The sequence below is a fragment of the Rhizobium leguminosarum bv. viciae USDA 2370 genome (assembly GCF_002008365.1).
In the GTDB taxonomy this organism is placed as follows: domain Bacteria; phylum Pseudomonadota; class Alphaproteobacteria; order Rhizobiales; family Rhizobiaceae; genus Rhizobium; species Rhizobium leguminosarum.
In genome coordinates, this window is sequence record NZ_MRDL01000015.1 from 121,133 (window position 1) to 147,254 (window position 26,122).

Below are 26,122 nucleotides of genomic sequence, written 5' to 3' on the forward strand. Positions count from 1 at the left end.
GTTTTAACCGCCCAATGCATCCTCGAGGAATGCGGCGAGCTGCGACAGATGCTTGGACATCAGACCCGTCGCCGGCGAGGCGGCGGCCGGACGGCCGGTATAACGGACGCGCTGGTATTTCGCGTCGATATGGGCGAGCACCCATTCGAGGAAGGGGTCGATGAACGACCAGGCGCCCATGTTCTTCGGCTCTTCCTGGCACCAGACCATCTCGGCATTGCGGAAGCGCGACAGCTCGTTGATGAGCGCCTTTGCCGGGAACGGATAGAGCTGCTCGACGCGTAAGAGATAGATGTCGTCGATGCCGCGCTTTTCACGCTCTTCGAGAAGATCGTAATAGACCTTGCCGGAGCACATGACGACGCGGCGGATCTTGTTGTCCTTCTGCAGCTTGATCGGGCCGTCCTTGATCACCTCGGCATCGTCCCAGAGCAGGCGATGGAAGGCGGATTCACCGGCCATTTCGGCAAGCGTGGAGACCGCCCGCTTGTGGCGCAGCAGCGACTTCGGCGTCATCAGGATCAGCGGCTTGCGGAAGTCGCGCTTCACCTGCCGGCGCAGGATGTGGAAGTAGTTCGCCGGCGTCGTGACGTTGGCGACCTGCATGTTGTCTTCCGCGCAAAGCTGCAGGAAACGCTCGAGGCGGGCCGAGGAATGTTCCGGACCCTGACCTTCATAGCCGTGCGGCAGCAGGCAGACGAGGCCCGACATGCGCAGCCACTTGCGTTCGCCCGACGAGATGAACTGGTCGAAAACCACCTGCGCGCCGTTGGCGAAATCACCGAACTGCGCTTCCCACAGCGTCAGCGCATTCGGACGGGCGAGCGAATAGCCGTATTCGAAACCGAGCACGGCCTCTTCCGAAAGCATCGAATTGATGACTTCGTAGCGCCCTTGCGTCGGCGAAAGATTGGCGAGCGGGATGTAGCGCTCTTCAGTTTCCTGATCGTAGAGAACCGAGTGGCGCTGCGAGAAGGTACCGCGTTCGCAATCCTGGCCGGACAGACGGATCTTGCTGCCTTCGACGCAGAGCGCACCGAAGGAGAGTGCTTCGGCCATCGCCCAGTCGATACCCTCGCCGGTGGCGATCATGTTGGCGCGGTTTTCCATGAAGCGCTGGATCGTCCGGTGCGCATTGAAGCCCGCCGGGATCTCCGAGAGCTTGCGGCCGATATCCTTCAGCGTCTTCATCGGCACGGCGGTCTTGCCGCGGCGCTGCTCGTCGGCATTGTCGGCCGTGCGCAGGCCCGACCACTCGCCGTCCAGCCAGTCGGCCTTGTTCGGCTTGTAGTGCTGGCCGGCCTCGAACTCCTGTTCGAGATGGGCGCGCCAATCGGCCTTCATCTTCTCGACTTCGCCGTCGGTAAGCAGGCCCTCGGCGACGAGCCGGGCCGCATAGAGCTGCAGCACGGTCTTGTGGGCGCGGATCACCTTGTACATCTTCGGCTGCGTGAAGGACGGTTCGTCGCCTTCATTGTGGCCGTAGCGGCGGTAGCAGAACAGGTCGAGCACCACAGGCTTGTGGAACTTCATGCGGAATTCGGTGGCGATCTTGGCGCCATAAACGACCGCTTCCGGATCGTCGCCGTTGACGTGCAGGATCGGCGCCTCGATCATCTTGGCGACGTCGGACGGATAGGGCGACGAGCGCGAGAAGGCCGGGTTCGTGGTGAAGCCGATCTGGTTATTGATGATCACATGCATGGTGCCGGCGACGCGGTGGCCGCGCAGGCCGGAAAGGCCGAGGATTTCGGCAATGACACCCTGGCCGGCAAAAGCCGCGTCGCCATGGATCAGCAGCGGCAGAACCTTGGCCCGCTCGGAAAGCGGGATGATGTCGCCGTCCCAGACGGTGGCGTTCATATCCTGCTTGGCGCGGGCCTTGCCCATGACGACGGGATCGACGATTTCGAGATGCGAGGGGTTCGCCGTCAGCGAAACGTGGATCTTGTTGCCGTCGAATTCGCGGTCTGAGGAGGCGCCGAGATGGTACTTGACGTCACCCGAGCCCTCGACCTCGTCGGGAGCGGCCGAGCCGCCCTTGAACTCGTGGAAGATCGCCCGGTGCGGCTTGCCCATGACCTGGGAGAGCACGTTCAGGCGGCCGCGATGGGCCATGCCGAACACGGCTTCCTTGAGGCCGAGATGGCCGCCACGCTTGAGGATCTGTTCCAGCGCCGGGATCAGCGATTCGCCGCCGTCGAGGCCGAAACGCTTCGTGCCCTTGAACTTGACGTCGAGGAACTGCTCGTAGCCTTCGGCTTCGACGAGCTTGGCAAGGATCGCCTTCTTGCCTTCCGGCGTAAAGGCCACACCCTTGTCCGGTCCCTCGATGCGCTCCTGGATCCAGGCCTTCTCCTCAGGGTTGGAGATATGCATGAATTCGACGCCGAGCGTCGAGCAATAGGTGCGCTCGAGGATTTCGATCATCTCGCGGATGGTCGCGTATTCCAGGCCGAGCACGTTGTCGATGAAGATCTTGCGGTCGTAATCGGCGGCCGTGAAGCCGTAATTCTCCGCCGACAGCTCGCGATAGTCGTCGACGGGAGCGGCAATGCCGAGCGGGTCGAGCTTGGCGTGCAGGTGGCCGCGCATGCGGTAGGCGCGGATCATCATGATGGCGCGCACGGAATCGCGCGTCGCCTGCAGGACCTCTGTGCTGTCGGCGGGCTTGCCCTGAGCTTCAGCCTTGGCTTTGACCTTGGTCTCGATGACCTTCTCGACGATGCCCCAGTCGCCATCGAGAGCCGACACCAGATCGCCGCTTGCCTGAAGCGGCCAGTTCTTCTTGCGCCAGGAAGCCCCCTTGGCCGCCCTCTTCACATCGCTGGGATCCTCCTCCAGCGCCTTGAAGAAGGCACGCCACTGGTCGTCGACCGATGCCGGATCCTCTTCGTACCGCGCGTAGAGCTGCTCGATATAGGCAGCGTTGGCGCCATCCAGAAACGAGGTGACCTGAAACTGCTCGTTGGCTTCTTGCCGTGCCATGGTGATATGCGGACGCTTCCGTCCGCCTCCTGACTTTGATGAATTTGCCGGCTTGATGGCCGGCTGCCGCATTTCGATTGCCGCCTGTCCGCGGCGCATCTGCTGTTCTCGTGCCGTCGAGGCCGGGCGGAAGGCGCAGATGCCGTTCCTCCGCCCGGTCTATATTTAGGTGGCTTAGCCCTTGAGGACTTCAACCAGCGTCTTGCCGAGGCGGGCCGGAGAGGGCGACACCTTGATGCCTGCCGATTCCATCGCCGCGATCTTTGATTCCGCATCGCCCTTGCCGCCGGAAACCACAGCGCCGGCATGGCCCATGGTGCGGCCCTTCGGCGCCGTACGGCCGGCAATGAAGCCAGCCATCGGCTTCTTGCGGCCCTTCTTGGCTTCGTCCTTGAGGAACTGCGCTGCGTCTTCTTCAGCCGCACCACCGATTTCGCCGATCATGATGATCGACTGGGTGGCTTCGTCAGCCAGGAACATTTCCAGGACGTCGATGAACTCGGTGCCCTTGACCGGGTCGCCGCCAATGCCGACGGCCGTCGTCTGACCCAGACCTTCGTTGGAGGTCTGGAAAACGGCTTCATAGGTCAGCGTGCCCGAGCGGGAAACGATACCGACCGAACCCTTGCGGAAGATCGAGCCCGGCATGATGCCAATCTTGCATTCTTCCGGCGTCAGGATACCCGGGCAGTTGGGGCCGAGCAGGCGCGACTTGGAGCGGTCGAGGCGAGCCTTGACCCGCACCATGTCCATGACCGGGATGCCTTCGGTGATGCAGGTGATGAACGGGATCTCGGCGTCGATCGCCTCGATGATGGCGTCGGCAGCGCCGGCCGGCGGAACATAGATGACGGTCGCGTTGGCGCCGGTCTTTTCCTTGCCTTCGGCAACGGTTGCGAAGATCGGCAGGCTTTCGCCCTTTGCGCCGGTCCAGGTTTCGCCGCCCTTCTTCGGATGGATGCCGCCGACCATCTGGGTGCCGTAGTAAGCGAGCGCCTGTTCGGTGTGGAACGTGCCGGTCTTGCCGGTTAGGCCCTGAACGAGAACCTTGGTGTCTTTGTTGACGAGAATGGACATGCGAGGCCTTTGTTTAGGAGAGGTTGGAAGACGTGGAGGACGCGCGACGATAGACGCCGCTGACGACCTCCTGCCAAGTATCGCTGCCTGCAGGCGAAAAGCTGACGCCCATCCGGTAGCAGTCTTCATTTTCAAACGTGAATACGGTGCGCTGGCTGCCGCGCGGCGAAGTCTTCATCAGCACAAGTTCACTGCCGTTCCACTCGCCGGACGCCGGTACGGGCGGCGCAAAACCTGCGGTATCGAACTGGTAGAGTTTGTAGGTCTGGTCCGAAGCATCGAAGCCGAAAACATTTCGCGCCTCGAACGAAACAGCACCATCGCGCGTCTGGCGATAGCGCTGCTCGAGGAAGAAGCCGCCGAACAATACCTCGCCGGAAAACTCAGCACTGGCCCTGCCTTCACTCGTCCACGCCGACGCCGCGACACGCTCGTCCCCTTCCCACACGCCGGCGAAGGCGTTCAGGCGGAAATGAGCAGCGGAGGGCGTGGACTGGAAGGCCATGATCGTTCTCAGCCGTTGATCGCCGCGACGATCTTCTTGGCAGCATCGTCCAAGTCGTCGGCCGCCGTGATCGCCAGACCCGACTCGTTCAGGATCTTCTTGCCGAGCTCGACATTGGTGCCTTCAAGGCGCACGACGAGCGGAACCTTGAGGCCGACTTCCTTGACCGCGGCAATCACGCCCTCGGCAATGACATCGCACTTCATGATGCCGCCGAAGATGTTGACGAGAATGCCTTCGACCTTGGGGTCTGCGGTAATGATCTTGAAAGCCGCAGCAACCTTCTCCTTGCCGGCGCCGCCGCCGACGTCGCAGAAGTTGGCCGGCTCCTTGCCGTAGAGCTTGATGATGTCCATCGTCGCCATGGCAAGACCAGCGCCGTTGACCATGCAGCCGATATTGCCGTCGAGCGCGACATAGGCGAGGTCCCACTTCGAGGCCTCGATTTCCTTGGCGTCTTCTTCGGTCTCGTCGCGCAGCGTCTTGACGTCGTCGTGACGGAAGAGAGCGTTGCCATCGAAAGACATCTTGGCATCCAGGACGCGCAGGTGGCCATCCTTCATCACGATCAGCGGATTGACCTCCAGGAGAGCCATGTCCTTCTCGCCAAAGGCCTTGTAAAGCGCCGGGAAAAGCGACTTGGCATCCTCGGCGGCAGCGCCGTCGAGCTGCAGAGCCTTGGAGATCGCAGCAACGTCGGCAGCCGTCACGCCGGCTTCCGGATCGATGGCGATCGTCTGGATCTTCTCCGGCGTGTCGTGGGCGACGGCCTCGATGTCCATGCCGCCTTCGGTCGATACGACGAAGGCAACGCGGCCGACCGAGCGGTCGACAAGGATCGAGCAATAGAGTTCGCGGGCGATGTCGGCACCGTCTTCGATGTAAAGGCGGTTGACCTGCTTGCCGGCTTCGCCGGTCTGGGCGGTCACCAGCGTGTTTCCGAGCATTTCCTTGGCGTGGGAAACGACTTCCTCGATCGACTTGGCGAGGCGAACGCCGCCCTTGGCATCAGGGCCGAGCTCCTTGAACTTGCCCTTGCCGCGGCCGCCGGCATGGATCTGGCTCTTGACCACGTAAAGCGGACCGGGAAGCGACTTGGCGGCGGCCTCGGCTTCTTCAACCTTGAGAATAGCCACACCTTCGGCAACCGGCGCGCCATAGCCCTTCAGCAGAGCCTTGGCCTGATATTCATGAATGTTCATGGGTGTATCCCTGTTTCGATTACTTCAGCCCGTCGACTACTTGAGGGCCGGCGCGATGTTGATGCAGGCTTCGCAGAGACCGGCAACGGCGCCGACGGACTTGTCGAAGGCTTCCTTCTCGGTCTTGTTGAGATCGATCTCGATGATGCGCTCAACGCCGCCGGCGCCGATGACGGTGGGAACGCCGACATACATGTCCTTGACGCCGTACTGACCGGTGAGGTGGGCAGCGCAGGGCAGAACGCGTTTCTTGTCCTTGAGGTAGGATTCGGCCATCTCGATCGCCGAGGCAGCCGGCGCGTAATAGGCCGAGCCGGTCTTCAACAGGCCGACGATTTCAGCGCCGCCGTCACGGGTACGCTGGATGATCTCTTCGAGGCGCTCCTTGGTGACCCAGCCCATGGTGACGAGGTCGGTGAGCGGAATGCCGCCGACCGTCGAGTAGCGGGCGAGCGGTACCATCGTGTCACCGTGGCCGCCGAGAACGAAGGCCGTGACGTCCTGGACGGACACGTTGAATTCCTTGGCGAGGAAGAGGCGGAAGCGCGAGGAGTCGAGAACGCCGGCCATGCCGACGACCTTGTTGGCGGGAAGGCCGGAAAACTTCTGCAGCGCCCAGACCATGGCGTCGAGCGGGTTGGTGATGCAGATCACGAAGGCGTTCGGCGCATACTTCTTGATGCCGGCGCCAACCTGCTCCATGACCTTGAGGTTGATGCCGAGAAGATCGTCGCGGCTCATGCCGGGCTTGCGGGCGACGCCTGCGGTGACGATGCACACGTCAGCGCCTTCGATCGCGGAATAGTCGCTGGCACCGGTCAGATTGACGTCGAAGCCTTCGACGGGCGACGACTGGGAGATATCGAGACCTTTGCCCTGGGGAATGCCGTCCGCGATGTCGAAGAGAACGATGTCGCCCAGTTCCTTCAGGCCGGCGAGGTGCGCCAGCGTGCCACCAATCATGCCAGAACCAATGAGTGCGATCTTGTTACGCGCCATTTTCGCTGTTTCCTTTGCGATCAAATTCGTCGAACGGACGCGCAAGGCACCGCCCAATGACGCAATCGCATAGACCCAAAGCCAAAAAATGGCAATTCATTATTTTTGATGCAGCGTTTTCAATCGTTTAGATACAAAAATTCTTACGTAAACGTAAGACAACCTGTCACTGAATTGTTACTCTGCGGCGCGTTTCTCATGGTGCAGCGCAAGATATTCCGCACTGCGCATCTCGAACAGGCGCGATGCCGTGCGGTCGAATTCGAAGCCCTCGGTGCCCCGGCGCTGCAATAGCAGTTCCTCCGGCATGGCCGCCGCGGAAATGTAAAGTCGCACGGCATGATCGTAGAACGTATCGACCAAAATGATGAACCGTTTGATCTGGTTCCGCTTTTCCGGCCCGAGCAACGGAATGTGATCGAGGAAGACCGTATCGAAGCGTTCGGCGATGGCCAGGAAGTCGACCGCCCCGAGCGGTTTGTCGCAAAGATCGGCGAAAGAGAACCGCGCCATGCGGTCGACGGCGAGCGGCACGTGGATGTGGCGCCCCTTCATCGGAATATCCAGCGGCTGCGCCTTGCGCCCATGCAGCGCCTGCGTCCAGGACGCGTCCATCGCCATGTCGTTATGCTCGTTGATCGGCACCAGATAGACCGGCTGACTGCTCAGCTTCTCCATCCGGTAGTCGGTCGGCGAATCCAGGGTGACGACATCGACATGCTGCTTGAGCAAGGCGACGAACGGCAGGAAGAGGCCGCGATTGAGACCATCCGTGTAGAGATTGTCGGGCTCGACGTTCGAGGTCGCGACCAGCACGCATCCGCGCGCGAAAAGCTCGGAGAACAGCCGCGACAGGATCATCGCATCGGCGATGTCGGTGACCGTGAACTCGTCGAAGCAGAGCAGTTCTGCCTCGTCGTAAAGCGCTGCGGCGACCGGCGGCATCGGATCGGCCTGCTTCGTCTCGCCGTTCTTGAGCTTCAGCCGGTGTGCCGCGATGCGGTTGTGCACATCCGCCATGAATTCGTGGAAATGCGCCCGCCGTTTCTTCCTGCACGGCGCCATTGCGAAGAACATGTCCATCAGCATGGTCTTGCCGCGCCCGACGCTGCCGTGGATGTAAAGCCCCTTGATGCCGTCGGCGGACTTCTTCTTGGCAGCAAACAGCCAGCCAAGCGCGCTCGATTTTGCCGCCGGCCGCCGCTGCTTCAGCCCGGCAAGCACCCGATCGAGGCTCTTTGCCACGTCCAATTGAGCCGAATCGACCTGGAGCGCGCCCGATGCGGTCAGCGCTTTAAGCTGTTCGCAGACGCTGAGCGCATAATCCGGCATTGGTTGCATGAGGGCATATCCGCCTGTCAGTCATCGCAGGAGACCTGCTGGAACATTTAGCGGCTGAGGTTGATCGACTGGCCCGTGCTCGTCTGTCCCTCAAAGCGGTTGTCGGCCGTCTTGTAGACGCTGCCGAGCTGGTTGCCCGAGCGGTCCTTGAGCAGCACCTGCTTGCCGGCGACCTCCCAGGACCCCATCGCCGTCAGCTCGCCGACGCAACCACGCGTTCCGCCGCGCGAACCGCTGCCGAGATTGGTGAGCGTCAGGAACATGTCGCAACTGCCGTTGACACGCCAGCTTCCGACCATCGATTCCTTGGTGATATCGAGCGCATTTGCGGCCATTGCGCCAGGCTGAGCGCCCGGCATCGGCGCCGTCGTCGTCGGCGCGGCCGGAAACTGCGAGCTGCCGGTCGGCGGAGGAAGCTGCCCACCCTGCACCGAGGGAACCGGCTGCGCCGTCAACGGCGCCGGGTCGGCACTGGCGTTGGAGCTGTAATCATATGCCGTACGCTGACAACCGGCTAGCGACAGAACCACCACCAGACCTGTCATCGCATATCGCAACTGCATCATCATACTCCTGAATTCGGCTATCGCCGTAGAGAAACGGGCGTGAGACAAGTCCGATTATCGTAATTCGATTTGGTTAATCAAGTCGTGCTGCATAAATTGCCCGTGACAACAACTAACCGAAAAACGATACAGTTCAACTGTCCCGCTGCAAAACTTCCTGCACATAGAATTTGTCAGCAAGGTGTTGCGCGCGTTCATCTCTGTCAGGATCGCTGTCGAACTCGCGCAATGTCTCGGAATAGCGCTCCGGTGCATCCTGCAGAAGGATTGCACCGAGCCGACCTGATATAGATGACGGCTTCGGGATCGAAGCCGTCGATTCCGCCATCGGCATGCACGCTGATCAAACCCGGCGCTCGACCATCATCTTCTTGATTTCGGCGATCGCCTTGGCGGGGTTGAGGCCCTTCGGGCAGGTCTGCGCACAGTTCATGATCGTGTGGCAGCGATAGAGGCGGAATGGATCCTCGAGATTGTCGAGGCGCTCGCCGGTCGCCTCGTCTCTGGAATCGATCAGCCAGCGATAGGCCTGCAGCAGAACGGCCGGACCGAGATAGCGGTCGCCGTTCCACCAGTAGCTCGGACAGGAGGTCGAGCAGCAGGCGCAGAGGATGCACTCATAGAGGCCGTCCAGCTTCTGCCGGTCCTCATGGCTCTGCTTCCATTCCTTGGCCGGCGCCGGCGACACTGTCTTCAGCCATGGCTCGATCGAACGATGCTGGGCATAGAAGTTGGTGAGGTCCGGAACCAGATCCTTGACGACGGGCAGATGCGGCAGCGGATAGATCTTCACCGCACCCTTGATATCGTCGAGACCCTTGGTGCAGGCGAGCGTGTTGGTGCCGTCGATGTTCATCGCGCAGGAGCCGCAGATGCCCTCGCGACAGGAGCGGCGCAGCGTCAGCGTCGGGTCGATCTTGTTCTTGATGAAGAGAAGACCGTCGAGCACCATCGGCCCGCAATCGTCGACATCGATGTAGAAGGTGTCGATTGACGGGTTCTGACCGTCATCCGGGCTCCAGCGGTAGACGCGGAATTCGCGGGTGTTCTTGGCACCCGCCGGCTTCGGCCAGACCTTGCCTTCGCGCATCTGAGAATTCTTGGGGAGAGCGAGTTCAACCATGTCCGGTTCCTCTTGAGATCAGTACACGCGAGCCTTCGGCTCGATCTTGTGCGGATCGATGCCTTCGGCGATCAGCTCGGTGTGGACCGGCCGGTAGTCGAGTTTCACGTCGCCTGCTTCGTTCACCCAGGCGAGTGTATGCTTGCGCCAGTTGACGTCGTCGCGGCCCGCGAATGCACCTTCGGTAAAGTCTTCGCGTGCATGCGAACCGCGGCTCTCCTTGCGGGCCTCGGCGCCATAGATCGTCGTGATGGCGTTGGCCATCAGGTTCTGCAGCTCAAGCGTTTCCACGAGGTCCGAGTTCCAGATCATCGAGCGATCGGTGACCTTGATGTCCTTCATCTCGCCCCAGATTGCCGAGATGCGCTGGCAGCCCGATTCCAGCGATTCCTGCGTGCGGAAGACGGCGGCGTCTTCCTGCATGGCGCGCTGCATCTTCTCGCGCAGTTCCGCCGTCGGCGTGCCGCCGCTGGCATGACGCAGACCGTCGAAGCGGTCCATGATCTTGTCGCAGGCTGCGACATTGAGATGCGGGATCGGCGCTGCGCGGTCGATGACCTCGCCGGCACGGATCGCAGCGGCGCGGCCGAAGACCACGAGGTCGATCAGCGAGTTGGAGCCGAGGCGGTTGGCGCCGTGCACCGAGGCGCAGCCGGCTTCACCGACAGCCATCAGGCCGGGGATGATCCGTTCCGGATTGGCACTGTCGGCGTTCAGCACTTCGCCCCAATAATTCGTGGGAATGCCGCCCATGTTGTAGTGTACGGTCGGCAGAACCGGGATCGGTTCGCGCGTGACGTCGACGCCGGCGAAGATCTTGGCGCTCTCGGAAATCCCCGGCAGGCGTTCATGCAGAACGGCCGGATCGAGGTGGTCGAGATGCAGGAAGATGTGGTCCTTGTTCTTGCCGACACCGCGGCCTTCGCGGATTTCCAGTGTCATGCAGCGCGAAACGACGTCGCGCGAGGCAAGGTCCTTGGCCGAAGGCGCGTAGCGCTCCATGAAGCGTTCGCCCTCGGAGTTGACGAGGTAACCGCCTTCGCCGCGGGCGCCTTCGGTGATCAGACAGCCCGAACCGTAGATGCCGGTCGGGTGAAACTGGACGAATTCCATGTCCTGCAGCGGCAGGCCTGCACGCGCCACCATGCCGCCGCCGTCGCCGGTGCAGGTATGGGCTGACGTTGCCGAGAAATAGGCGCGGCCGTAGCCACCGGTCGCCAGCACCACCATCTTGGCGGCGAAGCGATGGATCGTGCCGTCATCGAGGCACCAGGCGACGACGCCAGTGCAGCGGCTGCCGTCTTCCGACATGATCAGGTCGAGCGCGAAGTACTCGATGAAGAATTCGGCATTGTTGCGCAGCGACTGGCCGTAGAGCGTATGCAGAATGGCGTGGCCGGTACGGTCGGCAACGGCGCAGGTGCGCTGTACCGGCGGGCCTTCACCGTAATTCTGCATGTGGCCGCCGAACGGGCGCTGATAGATCTTGCCTTCCTCGTTGCGCGAGAACGGCACGCCGTAATGCTCGAGCTCATAGACCGCCTTCGGCGCTTCCATGGTGAGATACTGCATGGCGTCGACGTCGCCGAGCCAGTCGGAACCCTTGACGGTGTCGTAGAGGTGCCACTGCCAGCTATCCGGCGTCATGTTGCGCAGCGAGGCGGCGATACCGCCCTGGGCCGCGACCGTATGCGAGCGGGTCGGGAAGACCTTGGTGATGCAGGCCGTGCGGAAACCCTGCTCGGCCATGCCGAGCGTGGCGCGCAGCCCGGCACCACCGGCGCCGACGACGATCACGTCGTAGGAGTGGTCGACATACTTGTAGGCCTTGCCATTCTGGGCGGGTGAAGTCGGTGCCATGTCAGCTTATCCTACGAATGCGATTTTCAGAATGGCGAAGAGACAGAGGCCGGCGATCAGGATCGCAAAGAACGTGTTCAGCATCAGGAGAACGATCTTGCCGAACTCGCCATGCACGTAATCCTCGATGATGACCTGCATGCCGAGCTTCATGTGGATGACGCCCGAGATCACCATCAGCCCCATGACGACCGCGACGAACGGGTTCGACAAGGCGCGAACCACATCCGCATACGGCGCACCGGCATAGGCGAGCATGAAGATGACGAAGAACAGGATGAGCGGAACATTGGCGACGGCCGTCAGCCGCTGACGCCAGAAATGGTCCGTGCCTTCCTTGGCGGAGCCGAGCCCGCGAACCTTGCCGAGGGGGGTGCGCATATCCATGAGAGGACCTTCAGAAGCGAATGAGGAAGCCGATCACCCAGACCAGCACGGTCAGACAGAGCGACCCGATGATGTTGGCGATGGCGAGCTTGGTCGAGAACTCTTTCCCGAAGCCATAGCCGAGATCCCACATGAAGTGGCGGAAGCCGCCGAGCATGTGGTGCAGCAGCGCCCATGTATAGCCGAGAAGCACGAGCTTGCCGAGAAGGCTACCGAGCACCCAATTGGCCCAGTCATAGGAGCCCTGGCCGCTTGCCGCCGCGATCAGCCACCAGGCGACGAGCACCGTGCCGACATAGAGCGCGCCACCGGTAATGCGGTGAACGATGGACATGACCATGGTGGGAATAGGCTTGTAGATTTGCAGATGCGGCGATAGGGGCCGGTTATTTGTCACGTTCGCCATCAGAACCTCGCGGCGGCTTCTCTGCGCTCCCGGATTTCGGAGCATGCTCAGTCAACCACACGAATGACAAAATTCTCTGTGTGCGTTGCATCAATTGCGACGTTTAATCACCGGGAACGCCGACGACAAGCACAATCGCTGTCTGCTTTTAATTTAATCGATTCGCGTTACCGGGAAGTTCGCAGGCTAAAGAAACTGGTCTTTTCCGCTCAAATTTTGTGCCGGTTGGCCGACCTGAATGGACAAGCTTCGGCTTTTGGCGCAATCTGGCGTTAACGATTTGTTAGGGATCGGAATTCCGGAGGCCGGCCACCCATGTTTCGCAGTCTGTCCGCAGTCGCCCTGATTGCCCTGTCCGCGCTTGCTGCACTTCCCGCCGAAGCCGGCGACCGCCGCAACGATCATCGCTTTCCCGGCCATCGTCACGCTTTCCACGGCGGATTGCTCCTCGGCGAACGTATCGGCTGGCGCGATCGCGGCATCCGTTTCGACAACGCTTATCGATACCGGAACCGCAAGGAACGGATGCCGTTCCTGAAACAGTTTTCATCGCCGGCGACCAATCGCGTCGCCCGCAACAATCTCATCGTCGTCGTACCCCAGGCGCAGGGTGGTGGTGGCGGCGACACTTATGCCGGTTCTTCCTACGTCTATCAGGCCGATGGCGGAACCTATGTCGGCGGCGACGGCTATGGCTTCTATCCCCCCGCACGGCCCGAGCAACTGGCGCCGAAGGCGAAGGTCATCGATATTGCAGTGCAAGACGATCCCTGCGCCTACGAGGCAAATGTCTGCGTCATCCGGCCTTAGAGCATGATGCCGAAAGTGCGGAATCCTGTAGCAAATTCCGAGGCCGCTCTTCGCCTACCTTACCGGTTACATCATCCCTTGATCACAAAAGGTCGCAAAGCATCCGGCACCTTTGCTCCTGGAGCAATTCCAGGAAAAGTGCGAAGCGGTTTTCCGTCCGGAATTGCGTAAAAACAAAAGCCAGAGCGGTCCTGCGCTTCCGTTAAAAGCCGTACCGCTCTAGCAAGACATAGCCCTCTTCGACGAAATGTAGACCGTCCTGCTTCAAGCACTTCCGGGTCCGGCTTCGCTGACAAGAGTGTGAAGACGACGAATACAGGCGGCTCAAATTTGCCCGGCCTCACTCTTTCGCGACGCGGCTACGTCAATACGGATGGCGCACATCGGCGGAAGATTCTTGTCCTCAAACGTTGCCCGCCGTGGCGTTCCGCTATCAGGCATCCAAGCATCCCAGGCTCTGTTCATTTCCTCGAATGAGGCAAGGTCCCTGAGCCAAATGTTGACGAGAATGATCTCTGACTTGTCGGTACCTTCGCGCAGTAGCATGTCATTGATGCGCTCCAGTATTTCGTTGGTTTGCGCCGTCACGCTCGCTCCCCTCGTGAGGTTTGCGACCTGGCCGGGCAGATAGGCGGCATCTGCGAGAAGAGTTTCGTCAACTTTGGCTTGCCCCATCATCGTATTCGCAGACTTCCATGAATGCTTGAGATTGGGTCGTCGACCCTTCATTCGATCACTGTGGGGCTTCGCTCGCCACTTCGGTAGGGGGAATTAAATTGACCCGATATAATGGAAGCTGAACGCTCCCAGAGCCTTTCCCGGTTAGAATGCTGCAAGCTGACCAAGAAAGGCTCTAGCTCGACAATATGGCCGTATGCCGCGAAATGAAGTCTACAAGATAGCGCGCGCCTTCGGCCGTCTCGGATTGAGCATACAGACCGATTTCAATGCGCACCGGACCGGGCAGGTCCGCCGATCTGTCAAGCGTCCGGCAGCCCTCGGGTTTCGTGTTGAGCATCATTGGCGCGATACCGATACCAACGCGAACCGCGGTCGCCATGGCCACCAGCGTCGATGCGACGCACGCCGTCTTCCACTTGACGTTCCGCTGGGACAGAGCGGCAAGCGTCGGCAGCGTCCAGGGACACTCCTCCTCGAACATAATGATGGGAAGCGGCTTTTCCGCATCCGCCACAAAGTCGGATCTGACCGTCCACATCAAATATTCGGTCCAGATCAGGGTCGGTTTTCGCGCGAGGCAGGTGATGTCGCAAACCACGAGATCCAGCTTCCCGTCTTCAAACAGGTTGGCGAGGCGGCGATTCGGCTCGACAATGATGTCGATATCGACCTTCGGGTTCTGCGCCCTAAAGTCACTAAGAATGTCGATCAGGTGGCCGGCTGCGAAGTCCTCAACGACGCCGAGGCGAATGCGGTCCTCGATCATCTTGCCTGTCAGCCTTTTCTCGACCTCGTCGCTGAGGGCGACCATTTCGCGGGCATAAGCCAGCATGATCTGCCCATGGCTCGTGAGCTCGAGGCCTTTTGACGAACGCGAAAACAGCGTAACGCCGACAAGCTCCTCCAGCTTGCGGATCTGCATGCTCACGGCGGCCTGCGTTCTGTTCAGCTTGACGGCTGCTCCATTGACGGTGCCGATCTCCGCGACGGTCAGAAATGCACGAAGCAGATAGGAATCAAGATCAAGCATCAGAAGCGCATTCCAAAGTTTGGGGCGCTCGAGTGCTGAGTGCCTCTCCGCCTATAAGCGGATATTGGACGAACCATGTCCTTCCGACAACTGGTGACACTTAGTCGGGAATGCCAGCTTATCGCGCGAAGAGAACGCATGCGTCGGGCGGAATGGAAACGCTGATCTCCTGCCCGCGAGCAAAGGCTATGTCTGGACGGTTCGGGCAAGCCGAGATTAAGCGGTCGCCACTGACGAGGTCCAGAACGATATGCCTGAAGGCACCGAGTGTCACAACGTCGGCAACGCGTCCGGGCATGGCCCCGGCACCCGGAGCGCCGGACGATATCTCGACGCTTTCCGGCCTCACGCAAATCTCGGCGGCACCTGAAAGGCTTCCCGTGGACGCAACCGGAAACTCCCAGCCGGATTCGGAGCGAAATTTGCCGGCCGTTCCGCCCGCGGCCGAAATCGAGCCATGAATCCAATTCGTCCGCCCCATGAAATCCGCGACGAAATGCGAGTCTGGACGCCAATACACATCATCAGGCCTGCCGGATTGCATGATGGCTCCACGGTTCATCACGAATATGCGCTCTCCCAGGCTCATCGCCTCCTCCTGGTCGTGGGTTACCACGATTGCGGTCGAGCCGACCGCGGCGAGCACATCCTTCAATTCGGTGCGCAGCTCATGTCGAAGTTTGGCGTCGAGGGCCGACAGGGGCTCATCCAGAAGAACAAGGCTCGGATGGGTGGCGAGCGCCCGCGCAAGCGCAACACGCTGCTGCTGGCCGCCGCTCAACTGGTGCGGCCGCCGCTGTCCGAATCCGACGAGCCGGACGAGCTCAAGCATCTCGGCGATGCGGCGCGGTATTTGCCCCGGCGGATGGTTGCGATGGCGAAGCCCGTAGCCGATGTTCTGTTCGACGGTCATATGCGGGAAAAGAGCGTAGTGCTGGAACAGCAGCCCGACATTGCGCTCATAGGGTTTCAATCCGGCCATCGGCTCGCCGTCGATCAGGATCGAGCCTTTGTCGGGCCGCTCGAATCCGGCAATGAGCCGAAGAATGGTGGTCTTGCCGCAGCCGCTCGGTCCAAGCAGTGCGATTGTTTCACCTGGGTTCACCGAGAAGGAGATATTACCGAGGGCGACCGTTTCGCCGAAGCGCTTGCTGACCCCTTGAAATTCCACGGCAGAAATCATCGTATTGTCCTCATGAACGAAACAGGCCCTGACCGACGACAGTGTCGAAGCCGACGACACGGTCCAGCACAACGATCAGCAACGCGGTGACGGCAATCAGGACCACGGCCGCCGCAGCGATCGTCAGATCGAAAGCCGCGCGCATGTTGCTGACCAGCGTAACAGGCAAGGTCGTTGCCGACGGATCGCTCAGAAAGAGACTGATCGATACGTCATCTATCGAAATTGCGAAGGCGAAGATCGCGCCGGTGACGACGCCGGTCCGCATGAGCGGTAGGGTAGTGGTCCAGAAGGCCTGGCGCTCGGTGGCGCCGAGAACCATTGCGGCTTCCGTCAATCGTTGGTCGCTGCCAAGAAGGCTGGCGAGGCTGGTCCTTATGCAATAGGGCAACGTCACGATCACGTGGCCGAGGAGCAGTCGCGCCATACCATTTGTGATACCGGCCTTGGAAAGGAAAAGCAGCAGACCGAATCCAATGACGACCGGCGGAACGATGAGTGGCGAGAGAAAGGCCGAAGTCAGCGCTGCCTTTCCTGGAAAATTGCCACGGGCAAGGCCGACAGCCGCCGCCGTTCCGATCGTGACGGACAGAACCGTCGTGAGTACCGCCAAGATGAGGCTGGTGCGTAGGCTGGTAAGGATATCCGCCTGAGAGACGAGCCGTTCGAACCAGTGAAGCGACAAGGCAGGTGGCGGCAGTGGACCGAGGTAGGTCCTGGCGTCGAAAGCCATAAGGCATGTTATCACCAACGGGATGGCGAGGAACGCCAATCCAAGGCCGATGACACCGTAGGCGAGGGAAACGGCGATCCGGTCCCCGGTTCGCGCTGCAAGAGATTGTCTGCTCATCGGGAAACCTTCCAGGCCTGCGCAAACGTTATGACAGCGACGACCGCCAAGGCCGCGGTTAGCATGACGAGCGAGATCGCCGCGCCGCTCGGATAGTTGGCGATATCGCTGAACCGGGTGTAGATGACGTTCGATATGAAAAGCACCCGGCCCCTCCCGAGCACCATGGGAATGACGAAGGCGCTGATCGCGAAAGTCAGCGAGACAAGCGTGCTTGAGATCAGAGCCGGGAAGCTCAGGGGAAGGGTGATCGACAAATGGGCTCTCCATCCCGGCGCGCCGAGCGACTGGGCTGCATCGAGCAGACGCGGATCGATCGATTGCATCGCGCCAATCAGCGTTAGCGTTGCGACCGGTATGATCGAGTGAACCAGGCCCGCAGTAACGACGATATTGATATATTCGCGGCTGTTGGGCGAAAGGCCAAGTGTCAAGAGGAGGGGTCGCAAGATGCCGACCGACCCGAAGGTCAGTTCGATCGCGTATGTCTTGATCAGGACGCTGGATAGAACAAGCGTAATCAAAAAACCGAGGGTGAGCGCGCGCATCCGCGGGGAAATGCGCCGCACGATAAAGTAGGCCAGCGGGAATGCCACAAGCTGGCCGATGATTGCGGCAACTCCACCGATCCAGAAGGTCGTCAGCAGGACACTCGCAAACGCCTGGTTTGCAAGCTCGTAATAGTTTTGGACCGTTGCCGCGGCATTTTCAACGGAACCGACGCGCCCCGGCGTAAACTCCTTCAAGCTTTCGATTGCCAGATTGATTAATGGTGACAGAAAACCGAATGCGAACACCAGCAGGGCTGGCCCGAGCGTCAGGGCCGCATCTCGGCGATCAGGTATCGAAATGGCAACGGGTTGCCGCCTTACTTTGGTCATGGTGGAACAGCCTTTTCCTCGCCCTTACGGGCATGAGAAAGGGAGGCCATCGAAGCACGCTGGCGCCTTCGATAACCTGCCGCGAGGTGCCTTAGAGCAACGGGGCGATATCCTGTTCCCAGCGCTTGGACCAGGCATCCTGCTGTTCGAGAACGACATTGTAGTCCGGCACATAGACGAAGCTCGAAAACTCGTCCGATGTGAAGGACAGATGCTTCAGATTGTCGGGCGTGACCGCCTTGCTGTTCAATGGCGCTTCGCCCGCCACCTTGGCGTAGAGCGAGTTCATGTCCGGGCTGATTGCGAAGTTGACGAAATCGAGCGTTGCCTTGGTGCTCGGTCTATTCTTCAGTACGCCGAAACCGCTCTGGTAGAGGAAGGCCTTGAAGTTGCTGTCCTTGGTGAAACGAGTAACCGGGAAGTTCTTCGCCACGGCCGCCCAGCCGGGCTCGGCGAAGAAGCCGACGGAGGTCTCGCCCGACGTCAGCGAATTGGTGAAATCGATATCGGTGATGGCGACGCGGCCGATATTGCCGGATTTCGCCAATTCCGTCATGAGCTTCCATCCAGGTTCCATATTCGTTTCACTGCCGCCAGCGTGAAGGGCGAGCGCGACAATCTGGAGCATCATGCTCTGTGTTGGGCCTGGCCAGCAGATCGCACCCTTAAGATCGGGGCTGAGCAGATCATCGATGGTCTTCACAGCGATCGGGGCCGTGTCGGTTCGGGCGCCGAAATACATGCCGCCAACTGCGCGTGGGACCGCTTTGATATTGCCCTTGCCATCACGAATGATGATTTTCTCGGGAATATTCGCAAGGTTGGGAACATCGGCAGGATTGATGGTCTCGAGCCAATCCTCCTTCACCATGCTGTTGAATGAGCCCTCCCAGCCAGCGACGTAGTCGTAGTCGACATTCGGCCAGACTGCCTTGATCTTTGGCAGGATAGCGCCCGCGCCGCCCTGATGAAGAACCCAGTTGAATGTCGCCGCATTCTGGTCGGCGGCAATCTGCTTCATAGCTTCGACGACCTCGCCGCCCCATTCGACGGCGGTGAGATTGCCGCTGCCGGCTGCGGCGGATCTCGCAAACCCGGTCATCGTGCCGGCAATCCCCGCGGCAGCGGCGGATCCGAGGAAGCGGCGGCGTGTCATATCGTGCAACATGGTAGGTTCCCTTTGTTGTCGGCCCTCTGCTGGACCGTTCGCATCGGAGACTGCTTGGAGGTTACCAACCGCGGTAGTGGGAAAATTCTCGCCGGGTTATAAAGTTTTCTGAACGCCCGGATGAACGCACTACCCGCTTCGCGCAGCCTCGGCCGGCCTGGTCTATCAAGAATCGTTATATCCCCTCTCGAATTTTCGCGGTTCCAAGAGAAGCGGGCGGCGCCGATGATGATGGCAGCATCAATACCGCGGGAGCCTGCCTTGACCATTGACCGGGATTTTCTGGAAGACTTGAGAAAGCGCTTCGGCAGCGCTGCAGGCGGGGAGATGGAAGATCCGCACTTCCGCGCCGTGGCGACGAGCGTATTCAAGGACGGCGACAGCCGCAAATGGCCCTTCGCCGACCCTGCGACCTTTCTGGACGCCCGTTTCATCGAGAACGGCTTGCGGCCCGAGGTGCTTGAGGCGCTTGACGTGGCCCTGATCGGCGTGCCGATGGATCTCGGCGTCACCAATCGTGCCGGCGCGCGGCTGGGGCCGCGGGCCGTCCGGGCTGTCGAGCGCGTGGGGCCGTACGAACATGTTCTGCGTGTCGCGCCGATGGGAGGGCTAAAGGTCGCCGACGTCGGCGACGTGCCGATGCGCAGCCGGTTCGGCCTGGCCGAGTGCCATGCCGACATCGAGGCCTGCTACCGGATGATCGCGGCAACCGGGGTTATCCCGTTGTCGGTCGGCGGCGACCATTCGATCTCCGGCGCCATTCTCAAGGGCCTGGCGGCCAGTCAGCCGGTAGGCATGATCCACATCGACGCTCACTGCGATACCGCTGGTCCCTATGAGGGCTCCAAGTTCCACCACGGCGCGCCCTTCCGCGAGGCAGTTCTGGCGGGCGTGCTCGATCCGAAGCGTACGATCCAGATCGGCATCCGCGGCGGCGGCGAATATCTCTGGGAGTTCTCCTTTGCCGCCGGCATGACCGTCATCCACGCCGAAGAGGTGGCGGAGATGGGCCTCAAGGCTGTGATCGCAAAGGCTCTGGAGGTTGTCGGCGCCGGTCCGACCTATCTCAGTTTCGACGTGGACAGCCTCGATCCGGCCTTCGCGCCGGGAACCGGCACGCCAGAAGTCGGCGGGCTTCAGGAGGGAGGTCCTGACCCTGCTGCGCGGCTTCAAGGGCATTAACCTCATCGGCGGCGACGTCGTGGAAATCGCGCCGCAATACGACAATACCACCAACACCGCGCAGATCGCCGCGCAGGTCCTGTTCGAACTCCTGTGCCTCGCGATGTTCAGTCCCGCGGTCAGGACAAACGTGACCTGAGAACCAGCTCCACACCGGCAGCGTGCCTCGCGCCCGCTGCCTCCATCACCTGTCGCACAACACGTCTCAAAAAGGGGAACGACATGACTGCTCTTATGAAATTGCGCTACACCGCCACCGCGGCAATTGCCGTGTTCGGCATCCTGGCAGGAGCCGCACAGGCCGACGAACTTGCCGATATCAAGGCCGCAGGCGAGATCAACATCGGCATCTTCTCCGATTTCCCACCCTTCTCTTCGGCAAGCGCCGATATGAGCATCAAGGGCTATGACGTCGACGTCGCCCAGAAGATCGCCGACGGGCTCGGCGTGAAACTCAATCTCGTGAGCGTTACTGGCCAGAACAGGATCGCCTACCTGAACGACGACCGCGTCGACCTGCTGATGAGCGTCGGCTATTCGAAGGAGCGCGCCGAGGTTATCGATTATGCCGCCCCGTACGCCCCCTACTATATCGCCGTCATCGGTCCGGCAGCACTGAAGGTGAGCGGCAAGGAAGACCTCGCCGACAAGACCGTTGCCGTCAATCGTGGGACGCTCGAAGACACGTCGCTGACGGCTGCCGCCCCCGGATCGGCTGCGATCCAGCGTTTCGAGAACTACAATTCGGTCATCCAGGCCTTCATATCCGGCCAGACCCAGTTGATGGTGGTCGGCAACGATGTCGGTGCGCAGGTTCTGGCACGACAGGACGAACTGAAGCCGGAGCAGAAGTTCCAGCTCCTCAGCTCCCCCTCGCACATCGCGCTCCGCAAGGGCGAGGAAGGCCTGAAGAAGGCTGTCAATGACAGCGTCGCCGCAATGATCGCCGATGGTTCGCTCGACGCAAGCTCGAAGAGCTGGCTGAAAGCGCCGCTCAACCCTGAAAACCTGAAGGACTGACGAAGACGGCCTGCCACTCACCTGAGCATGATGCCGAAAACTGTAAGCGATTGCGGTGGCATCATGCTCCCATTCTTTGGTTGAGAGGCGGATCGAGATTTCGGGCCGACCCGGCCCAGATCATCCGGCTCCAAAGGACAAACGATGAGATACAGCCTCGATTTCAACTGGCTTTGGGACGGAATGGGAGCTCTGGCTTATGGCGCAGGCACGACGCTTGCGCTGACGGCCTCCACATCGGTCCTCGGGATCGTTCTCAGCGTTCTCGGCGCGGCCGCTCGCCGGGGACCTTATCCATGGTTGCGCAAGGTCGTCGGCCTGTATGTGGAAATCATGCGCAATACGCCATTCCTGGTGCAGCTGTTCTTCATCTTCTTTGGCTTGCCTAGCCTCGGCATTCGCCTCGATCCGATCTCTGCCGCAGTCCTTGCCATGACCCTCAATATGGCGGCCTACACGATCGAGGTGGTCGGGGCCGGGCTCGATGCCATACCGAGAGGCCAGAAGGAGGCGGCGCAGGCACTCGGCCTCAGGCCCCGACTGGTGTTCTTCAAAATCATTCTGCCGCAAGCGATCGCCATCATTTTCCCGGCGCTGACGAGCCAGGTCATCATCATGATGCTGGAATCGGCGGTGGTTTCGCAAATATCCGTCCGCGAGCTGGCGCAGGAGGCCGATCTGCTTCAGTCGCGCACCTTCCGCTCCTTCGAGACCTATCTGGTGGCGACGTTGATCTACCTTTCGATGTCCGCCGCACTTCGCCGGCTCCTTTTCGCCGGGAAACGCCGTTTTCTGGGAGCCGGTCTGGCATGATTGAGTTCACCTTCTGGGACATTTTGCGCAATCTTGTCTTCGCGACACGCTGGACCCTTATGCTTTCGCTCGCAGCCTTTGCCGGCGGCGCCATCGTTGGCCTGGCGATCCTGTCTGCACGGATATCGAAAACGCGCTGGCCGCGCAGCTTCGCGTCCGGCTACATTGCCCTGTTTCAGGGAACGCCGCTCCTCATGCAGCTCTTTTTGATGTTCTTCGGCCTGCCGATGCTCGGTTTCCGGATCGAGTCATGGACCGCCGCCGTCTGCGGCCTGACGTTCTATGCCAGCGCTTATCTTGCGGAAATCTGGCGGAGCGGCGTCGAGGCGGTGCCGCGCGGGCAATGGGACGCTGCAGCCAGCCTGGGCTTGCATCGTCTCCTCGAACTTCGCCTTGTCATCCTACCGCAGGCCTTCCGGATCACCCGCGCGCCGACTGTCGGGTTCTTGGTCCAGTTGATCAAGAGCACCGCACTGGCCTCGATCCTCGGCTTCGAAGAACTATTGAAAACCGCGAACGCCATCAACAACGCGACCTTCGAACCTTTCAAGGTCTACGGTCTCGTTGCGGTGATCTTCTTCGCCCTGTGCTATCCGCTTACGCAATACGCCAGAATTCTGGAGAAGAAAGCGGCGTTTGGCTGAGCGGTGCCGAGTTGCTCCGCATTCCGATCGCAACGGAGTGTCCAAAGGGCCGATGCCGGTTGAAAAGCTAGTGCGCCGCGCAGCGGCGACGTGGCTCAGGCGCTGCCCCCTTCAATCACACAGAACTCGCTTTATCCAGCAGTCAGAACCTCCTGAGAGATCGCTTCAATGACCGACACACAAATCCGTATTCTCGATGCCCGGACAACGGGCGAGCTTCTACCTTTCGGCGCGCTGGTCGCGACCCTGCGGCAAGCATTTGCCGAAGGCTGTGTTGTGCCGGTACGGCATCACCACACGATCGCCAATAGCGGCGAACCTGATGCGACGCTGCTTCTGATGCCTGCCTGGCATGAAACGCACCGGTCGGAGCGCTACCTTGGCATCAAGATCGTCACCGTCTTTCCCGGCAACACGGTACGCGGCATTCCCGGTTTGACCTCGACTTACATGCTCTATGATGGCCGGACCGGGATGCAGCTTGCGCTCCTTGACGGAAACACGATCACCGCGCGCCGCACGGTAGCGGCATCGGCCCTTGCCGCGGACTATCTTGCCCGACAGGACGCGCGCCGCCTGCTGGTGATCGGCGCAGGCCGCGTCGCGAGCCTCATACCCGATGCCTACCGCGCCGTCCGGCCGATCGCGCATGTGGATATCTGGGATATCGATCCCGCCAATGCGGAACGGCTGGCGCAGAGCCTCCGGCTACAGGGGCTCCAGGCCACCGCCGTCACGGATCTGGAAGCCGCGGCGCGGCAAGCCGATATCGTCAGCGCGGCGACGCTGGCGACAGCACCGCTTATCCGGGGCGAATGGCTACGGCCGGGCAGCCATGTCGATCTGATCGGCGGCTTCACCCCGGCGATGCGCGAGGCGGATGACGAGGCGCTTCGGCGCTCCTCGGTCTATATCGACACTCACGAGGCCCTTCACGAAGCGGGCGATCTGGTTCAGCCGATCAGAGCCGGCGTCATTGCTGCAGATGCGGTGCGTGCGACGCTTGACGAGCTGTGTCGCCGGGATATTCCAGCGCGGACATCCAATGACGAGATCACTCTCTACAAGGCAGTCGGAACGGCGTTGGCTGATCTTGCCGCCGCGACGATGGTGTATGAAGCCGCTTTGATCGCCGGCTGACGTCTTCTGGTCCGGCCGATCGCGAATGATCGGAACGGAAGATTCTCGATTTTTCTAAGAAGGACTGATCACCCTCAAGATACGGGCTCCCGGTTTCGACGCTCTCGGCCTGTCCAGGCATTCCATCGCCAGTGCTGCACCCGACCAATGTCCGAGGCCGACCATGTCGGTTCGGTGGGCTCGGGAAGCAATGGGCCGGCGCTGATATTCGTGCGGCATAACGCTTTGTGTGCCATAGTCGGGTGAGCCCCTTGTGCAATCCGATATAGACCCGCAGTGATTACAAATCCGCCGCGCATCGAAATCCAGCAACTGGCCCATTTCGTGCTGGCCTGTCAGAGCCCGACGCTGGCGGAGACCGCGCGCGAGCTTGGGATTGCTCCTTCGGCGCTGACATCCAGTCTGCGTACTTTGGAAAATGAACTTCAACTCAAGCTCTTCATTCGCAAAAGCGGTCACCTCAGTCCTTTACCGGCAGCCTTCTGGCTGTTTCAGCAGGCAACGGCCATCCTGCATCGCGAAAGGTTCGTGCGTCGGATGCGGAATGGGGACACGGACCATCGTCGCATCGATATTCGTCTCGATCTCAGTTTCTCCATCGGCCGGTTTTCGAAGGCGATCGGACGTACCGTCGAAGATATGGAACGCGAGCGGCCCGACCTGCTGATCGACGTGATGTTTGCAGACCAGCGAGGAAAATCCCTTGTTGACGACGAGGCTGCGGACATCCCGGGCAACGCGGGTTCGGTGGAAATCGAAGTCGGCTATATGACCGGCGTGCCATCTGCGAACCTGCCTGCGATGACGCCCTTTTACGATGAGGTCTGGTTTTCCGTCGGAACGGCGGAGGCCGCGGTTGATCTTCGCTCCCCCAATCAGAAATTTGTCGTTCTGAAAATGCGTCAGGCACTTCGCGATGCCGTTATCCGATATGCGGACGAGCATGGCATCCGCGACCGCATGATCCTGATGGATGAGGAGCCGGCAGACCTTCACCGGCTGCTCAACGAGTTTCCGCAGATGCGGTTCCTGATGCCGCGCAGTATGGTCGCCGACCGGCTCGGACTTGCGCGCCTGCATCTGGAGCCCCTCGATCCGCCTTTGTCGAGCACCTTGGGCGTGCGCGCAAACGGGCCGGATCAGGAGGTCGTGTCCGCCATGCTTTGTAGCCTCAAGAAAAATCTGGAGGCAATGGAGGCCAATATCGTCTTTCGACCGCAGTTGACGGCACGTCAATTGCACTACTTCAACCTTGCGCATCTCAGCGGAGGTATTTCGGCGGCGGCGCGCGCGGCGCATGTCACGCAACCGTCCGTTTCGATCCAGATTCAGAAAATCGAGGCAGTTGTCGGGCAACCTCTGTTCGAACGGCGGCGCAACGGTGCCGAGAGCACGAAGGCCGGCAAGGCATTGCTTCCCTTCACCCTGGAGATCGAAGAGCGCATCGATAGCCTCCTTCGGGCCAGTCTGGATATTGCCGCCCACACACAGGCGACCATCTCGATCGGCATGCTGCCGAGTTCGGGGCATGATAGCGTCATGACGGACAAGGTGGCGCAGGCACTGACGGCAACCCGCCTTGGCCATCCCGAATACCGGCTGAGAATCATCGAAGGTTCCAACGCTGTGCTTCACGATCAGGTGCGCGCGGGAGAGCTCAATCTGGCCATTGTCGGTGCCGTCCAGACGCAGATGACCCGGATCCATCTCGGACCGAGCGAGCGCCTCTCGGTCGTTGCCAATCCGGCCTTGAACCTTGCCGGCCGAACGGAAATTCCACTGGCCGAAGTTTGCGGATTTCCGCTGGTTCTCGGAATCAAGCATCTCAGTATCCATCAGGCGTTCATGGCAGCCGCCAGTGCGCGGCATCTGCGTGTCGAGCCGGTCATGGACGTCGGTTCTCTGCCATTGGCCATCGCCATGGTCCGCCGTTTGCCGGTCTGTACGGTCCTGCCGGTGTCCTCGGTCCAGCAGGATATCGGCAGCGGGCGCCTCACCGCGGCGCCGATTACGGAAGACGTGATCGCCGGAAACCTCTCAGTGATTTTCTCCGGCGAAAGGACGCTGTCCGAGGCCGAACGGACGATGATCCAGTCACTCGTTGCCGTCTTCGGCCGACAGGCGTGATCTAAAAAACATATCGTGCCGAATCGTGCTCATGCGCGGAGCATTCTGATTTTCCTATCCCCCAATTCGTGATTTTCGAGCTACCCAGTCTCCGGCCTGCGGCTGATACTTGCCGCATCACAACAGCCCTCGGAAATGA

23 protein-coding genes and 1 pseudogene are annotated in these 26,122 nt (G+C 60.8%); 7 read left to right on the plus strand and 17 right to left on the minus strand.

The genetic code is table 11. From position 1 onward, the window contains the following. Positions 1 to 3: 3 nt before the first annotated feature. The 11 genes from BS629_RS06715 to sdhC form a co-directional block, all read right to left on the minus strand. Positions 4 to 2,988, minus strand: a complete 2,985-nt coding sequence (locus tag BS629_RS06715) for a 2-oxoglutarate dehydrogenase E1 component (RefSeq protein ID WP_026188546.1) — start codon at positions 2,986 to 2,988, stop codon at positions 4 to 6. A 174-nt stretch (positions 2,989 to 3,162) separates the two neighbouring features. After that, complete coding sequence (gene sucD, locus BS629_RS06720; protein ID WP_011653811.1) at positions 3,163 to 4,065, minus strand: succinate--CoA ligase subunit alpha; 903 nt, start codon at positions 4,063 to 4,065, stop codon at positions 3,163 to 3,165. Between the two features lie 13 nt (positions 4,066 to 4,078). Further along, positions 4,079 to 4,570 (minus strand): DUF1579 family protein, encoded by a 492-nt coding sequence (locus BS629_RS06725; RefSeq protein ID WP_018243885.1) that lies wholly within the window; start codon positions 4,568 to 4,570, stop codon positions 4,079 to 4,081. Between the two features lie 8 nt (positions 4,571 to 4,578). Then, on the minus strand, positions 4,579 to 5,772 hold the full coding sequence (sucC, locus tag BS629_RS06730; RefSeq protein ID WP_018243886.1) for an ADP-forming succinate--CoA ligase subunit beta: 1,194 nt from the start codon (positions 5,770 to 5,772) through the stop codon (positions 4,579 to 4,581). A 36-nt stretch (positions 5,773 to 5,808) separates the two neighbouring features. After that, positions 5,809 to 6,771 (minus strand): malate dehydrogenase, encoded by a 963-nt coding sequence (mdh, locus tag BS629_RS06735; protein WP_018482680.1) that lies wholly within the window; start codon positions 6,769 to 6,771, stop codon positions 5,809 to 5,811. A 177-nt stretch (positions 6,772 to 6,948) separates the two neighbouring features. After that, positions 6,949 to 8,112: a cell division protein ZapE gene (gene zapE / locus BS629_RS06740; RefSeq protein WP_018243888.1), complete on the minus strand. Its 1,164-nt coding sequence runs from the start codon at positions 8,110 to 8,112 to the stop codon at positions 6,949 to 6,951. A 47-nt stretch (positions 8,113 to 8,159) separates the two neighbouring features. Further along, positions 8,160 to 8,675 (minus strand): protease inhibitor Inh/omp19 family protein, encoded by a 516-nt coding sequence (locus BS629_RS06745; RefSeq protein ID WP_026242399.1) that lies wholly within the window; start codon positions 8,673 to 8,675, stop codon positions 8,160 to 8,162. A gap of 346 nt (positions 8,676 to 9,021) precedes the next feature. Beyond that, complete coding sequence (locus tag BS629_RS06755) at positions 9,022 to 9,801, minus strand: succinate dehydrogenase iron-sulfur subunit (RefSeq protein WP_018243891.1); 780 nt, start codon at positions 9,799 to 9,801, stop codon at positions 9,022 to 9,024. 18 nt (positions 9,802 to 9,819) lie between these two features. Further along, positions 9,820 to 11,661, minus strand: a complete 1,842-nt coding sequence (gene sdhA / locus BS629_RS06760; RefSeq protein ID WP_018243892.1) for a succinate dehydrogenase flavoprotein subunit — start codon at positions 11,659 to 11,661, stop codon at positions 9,820 to 9,822. A gap of 6 nt (positions 11,662 to 11,667) precedes the next feature. Further along, complete coding sequence (sdhD, locus tag BS629_RS06765; RefSeq protein ID WP_018243893.1) at positions 11,668 to 12,048, minus strand: succinate dehydrogenase, hydrophobic membrane anchor protein; 381 nt, start codon at positions 12,046 to 12,048, stop codon at positions 11,668 to 11,670. A 10-nt stretch (positions 12,049 to 12,058) separates the two neighbouring features. Beyond that, the gene (gene sdhC, locus BS629_RS06770; RefSeq protein WP_018243894.1) at positions 12,059 to 12,454 is read right to left on the minus strand and encodes a succinate dehydrogenase, cytochrome b556 subunit; all 396 of its coding nucleotides are present in this window, start codon (positions 12,452 to 12,454) and stop codon (positions 12,059 to 12,061) included. Between the two features lie 315 nt (positions 12,455 to 12,769). Here sdhC and BS629_RS06775 point away from each other — a divergent pair, with 315 nt between their 5' ends. Then, entirely contained in the window at positions 12,770 to 13,264 is a 495-nt protein-coding gene (locus tag BS629_RS06775; protein ID WP_018243895.1) for a hypothetical protein, read from the plus strand. Between the two features lie 324 nt (positions 13,265 to 13,588). Here BS629_RS06775 and BS629_RS06780 read toward each other — a convergent pair whose 3' ends face one another. The 6 genes from BS629_RS06780 to BS629_RS06805 all read right to left on the minus strand — a co-directional run bounded on the left by BS629_RS06780 (position 13,589) and on the right by BS629_RS06805 (position 19,057). After that, complete coding sequence (locus BS629_RS06780) at positions 13,589 to 13,942, minus strand: RidA family protein (RefSeq protein WP_018243896.1); 354 nt, start codon at positions 13,940 to 13,942, stop codon at positions 13,589 to 13,591. Positions 13,943 to 14,117: 175 nt separating this feature from the next. Then, entirely contained in the window at positions 14,118 to 14,975 is an 858-nt protein-coding gene (locus tag BS629_RS06785) for a LysR substrate-binding domain-containing protein (protein WP_018243897.1), read from the minus strand. Between the two features lie 118 nt (positions 14,976 to 15,093). After that, the gene (locus BS629_RS06790) at positions 15,094 to 16,158 is read right to left on the minus strand and encodes an ABC transporter ATP-binding protein (RefSeq protein WP_018517256.1); all 1,065 of its coding nucleotides are present in this window, start codon (positions 16,156 to 16,158) and stop codon (positions 15,094 to 15,096) included. A gap of 10 nt (positions 16,159 to 16,168) precedes the next feature. Continuing rightward, positions 16,169 to 17,008: an ABC transporter permease gene (locus BS629_RS06795; RefSeq protein WP_018243899.1), complete on the minus strand. Its 840-nt coding sequence runs from the start codon at positions 17,006 to 17,008 to the stop codon at positions 16,169 to 16,171. Then, positions 17,005 to 17,889 (minus strand): ABC transporter permease, encoded by an 885-nt coding sequence (locus BS629_RS06800; protein ID WP_018243900.1) that lies wholly within the window; start codon positions 17,887 to 17,889, stop codon positions 17,005 to 17,007. Before BS629_RS06800 ends, BS629_RS06795 begins: the two co-directional genes overlap by 4 nt. 91 nt (positions 17,890 to 17,980) lie before the next feature. Beyond that, a complete protein-coding gene (locus BS629_RS06805) occupies positions 17,981 to 19,057 on the minus strand; it encodes an extracellular solute-binding protein (protein WP_018243901.1) in 1,077 nt (358 codons plus the stop codon). A gap of 261 nt (positions 19,058 to 19,318) precedes the next feature. On the opposite strand from BS629_RS06805, the pseudogene speB reads away from it, so the two are divergent. From speB to BS629_RS06835, 6 genes and pseudogenes are all read left to right on the plus strand, one after another. Next, positions 19,319 to 20,378: pseudogene (gene speB / locus BS629_RS06810) on the plus strand (agmatinase). Positions 20,379 to 20,461: 83 nt separating this feature from the next. Then, positions 20,462 to 21,259 carry a transporter substrate-binding domain-containing protein gene (locus BS629_RS06815; RefSeq protein ID WP_018243903.1) on the plus strand — a complete coding sequence of 266 codons (798 nt, stop codon included), beginning with the start codon at positions 20,462 to 20,464 and terminating at the stop codon, positions 21,257 to 21,259. Positions 21,260 to 21,403: 144 nt separating this feature from the next. After that, positions 21,404 to 22,072, plus strand: a complete 669-nt coding sequence (locus BS629_RS06820) for an amino acid ABC transporter permease (RefSeq protein WP_018243904.1) — start codon at positions 21,404 to 21,406, stop codon at positions 22,070 to 22,072. After that, complete coding sequence (locus tag BS629_RS06825) at positions 22,069 to 22,716, plus strand: amino acid ABC transporter permease (protein WP_018243905.1); 648 nt, start codon at positions 22,069 to 22,071, stop codon at positions 22,714 to 22,716. The genes BS629_RS06820 and BS629_RS06825 overlap by 4 nt, the downstream gene beginning before the upstream one ends. A gap of 168 nt (positions 22,717 to 22,884) precedes the next feature. Then, positions 22,885 to 23,856 carry a bifunctional Delta(1)-pyrroline-2-carboxylate/Delta(1)-piperideine-2-carboxylate reductase gene (gene lhpI, locus BS629_RS06830; protein ID WP_018448204.1) on the plus strand — a complete coding sequence of 324 codons (972 nt, stop codon included), beginning with the start codon at positions 22,885 to 22,887 and terminating at the stop codon, positions 23,854 to 23,856. Between the two features lie 276 nt (positions 23,857 to 24,132). Continuing rightward, a complete protein-coding gene (locus BS629_RS06835; protein ID WP_018243907.1) occupies positions 24,133 to 25,983 on the plus strand; it encodes a LysR family transcriptional regulator in 1,851 nt (616 codons plus the stop codon). Positions 25,984 to 26,122 lie beyond the last annotated feature (139 nt).

Excerpts from the sequence above, each read along its gene's own strand:
- sdhC (WP_018243894.1), bottom strand. The coding sequence starts at position 12,454 with ATGGCGAACGTGACAAATAACCGGCCCCTATCGCCGCATCTGCAAATC.
- mdh (WP_018482680.1), bottom strand. The coding sequence starts at position 6,771 with ATGGCGCGTAACAAGATCGCACTCATTGGTTCTGGCATGATTGGTGGC.
- BS629_RS06800 (WP_018243900.1), bottom strand. The coding sequence starts at position 17,889 with ATGACCAAAGTAAGGCGGCAACCCGTTGCCATTTCGATACCTGATCGC.
- BS629_RS06725 (WP_018243885.1), bottom strand. The coding sequence starts at position 4,570 with ATGGCCTTCCAGTCCACGCCCTCCGCTGCTCATTTCCGCCTGAACGCC.
- BS629_RS06820 (WP_018243904.1), top strand. The coding sequence starts at position 21,404 with ATGAGATACAGCCTCGATTTCAACTGGCTTTGGGACGGAATGGGAGCT.
- BS629_RS06825 (WP_018243905.1), top strand. The coding sequence starts at position 22,069 with ATGATTGAGTTCACCTTCTGGGACATTTTGCGCAATCTTGTCTTCGCG.
- sucC (WP_018243886.1), bottom strand. The coding sequence starts at position 5,772 with ATGAACATTCATGAATATCAGGCCAAGGCTCTGCTGAAGGGCTATGGC.
- BS629_RS06755 (WP_018243891.1), bottom strand. The coding sequence starts at position 9,801 with ATGGTTGAACTCGCTCTCCCCAAGAATTCTCAGATGCGCGAAGGCAAG.
- BS629_RS06790 (WP_018517256.1), bottom strand. The coding sequence starts at position 16,158 with ATGATTTCTGCCGTGGAATTTCAAGGGGTCAGCAAGCGCTTCGGCGAA.
- BS629_RS06745 (WP_026242399.1), bottom strand. The coding sequence starts at position 8,675 with ATGCAGTTGCGATATGCGATGACAGGTCTGGTGGTGGTTCTGTCGCTA.
- BS629_RS06785 (WP_018243897.1), bottom strand. The coding sequence starts at position 14,975 with ATGCTTGATCTTGATTCCTATCTGCTTCGTGCATTTCTGACCGTCGCG.
- zapE (WP_018243888.1), bottom strand. The coding sequence starts at position 8,112 with ATGCAACCAATGCCGGATTATGCGCTCAGCGTCTGCGAACAGCTTAAA.
- sdhA (WP_018243892.1), bottom strand. The coding sequence starts at position 11,661 with ATGGCACCGACTTCACCCGCCCAGAATGGCAAGGCCTACAAGTATGTC.
- BS629_RS06775 (WP_018243895.1), top strand. The coding sequence starts at position 12,770 with ATGTTTCGCAGTCTGTCCGCAGTCGCCCTGATTGCCCTGTCCGCGCTT.
- BS629_RS06815 (WP_018243903.1), top strand. The coding sequence starts at position 20,462 with ATGACTGCTCTTATGAAATTGCGCTACACCGCCACCGCGGCAATTGCC.
- BS629_RS06715 (WP_026188546.1), bottom strand. The coding sequence starts at position 2,988 with ATGGCACGGCAAGAAGCCAACGAGCAGTTTCAGGTCACCTCGTTTCTG.
- BS629_RS06795 (WP_018243899.1), bottom strand. The coding sequence starts at position 17,008 with ATGAGCAGACAATCTCTTGCAGCGCGAACCGGGGACCGGATCGCCGTT.
- sucD (WP_011653811.1), bottom strand. The coding sequence starts at position 4,065 with ATGTCCATTCTCGTCAACAAAGACACCAAGGTTCTCGTTCAGGGCCTA.
- lhpI (WP_018448204.1), top strand. The coding sequence starts at position 22,885 with ATGACCGACACACAAATCCGTATTCTCGATGCCCGGACAACGGGCGAG.
- sdhD (WP_018243893.1), bottom strand. The coding sequence starts at position 12,048 with ATGGATATGCGCACCCCCCTCGGCAAGGTTCGCGGGCTCGGCTCCGCC.
- BS629_RS06805 (WP_018243901.1), bottom strand. The coding sequence starts at position 19,057 with ATGTTGCACGATATGACACGCCGCCGCTTCCTCGGATCCGCCGCTGCC.
- BS629_RS06780 (WP_018243896.1), bottom strand. The coding sequence starts at position 13,942 with ATGATGGGGCAAGCCAAAGTTGACGAAACTCTTCTCGCAGATGCCGCC.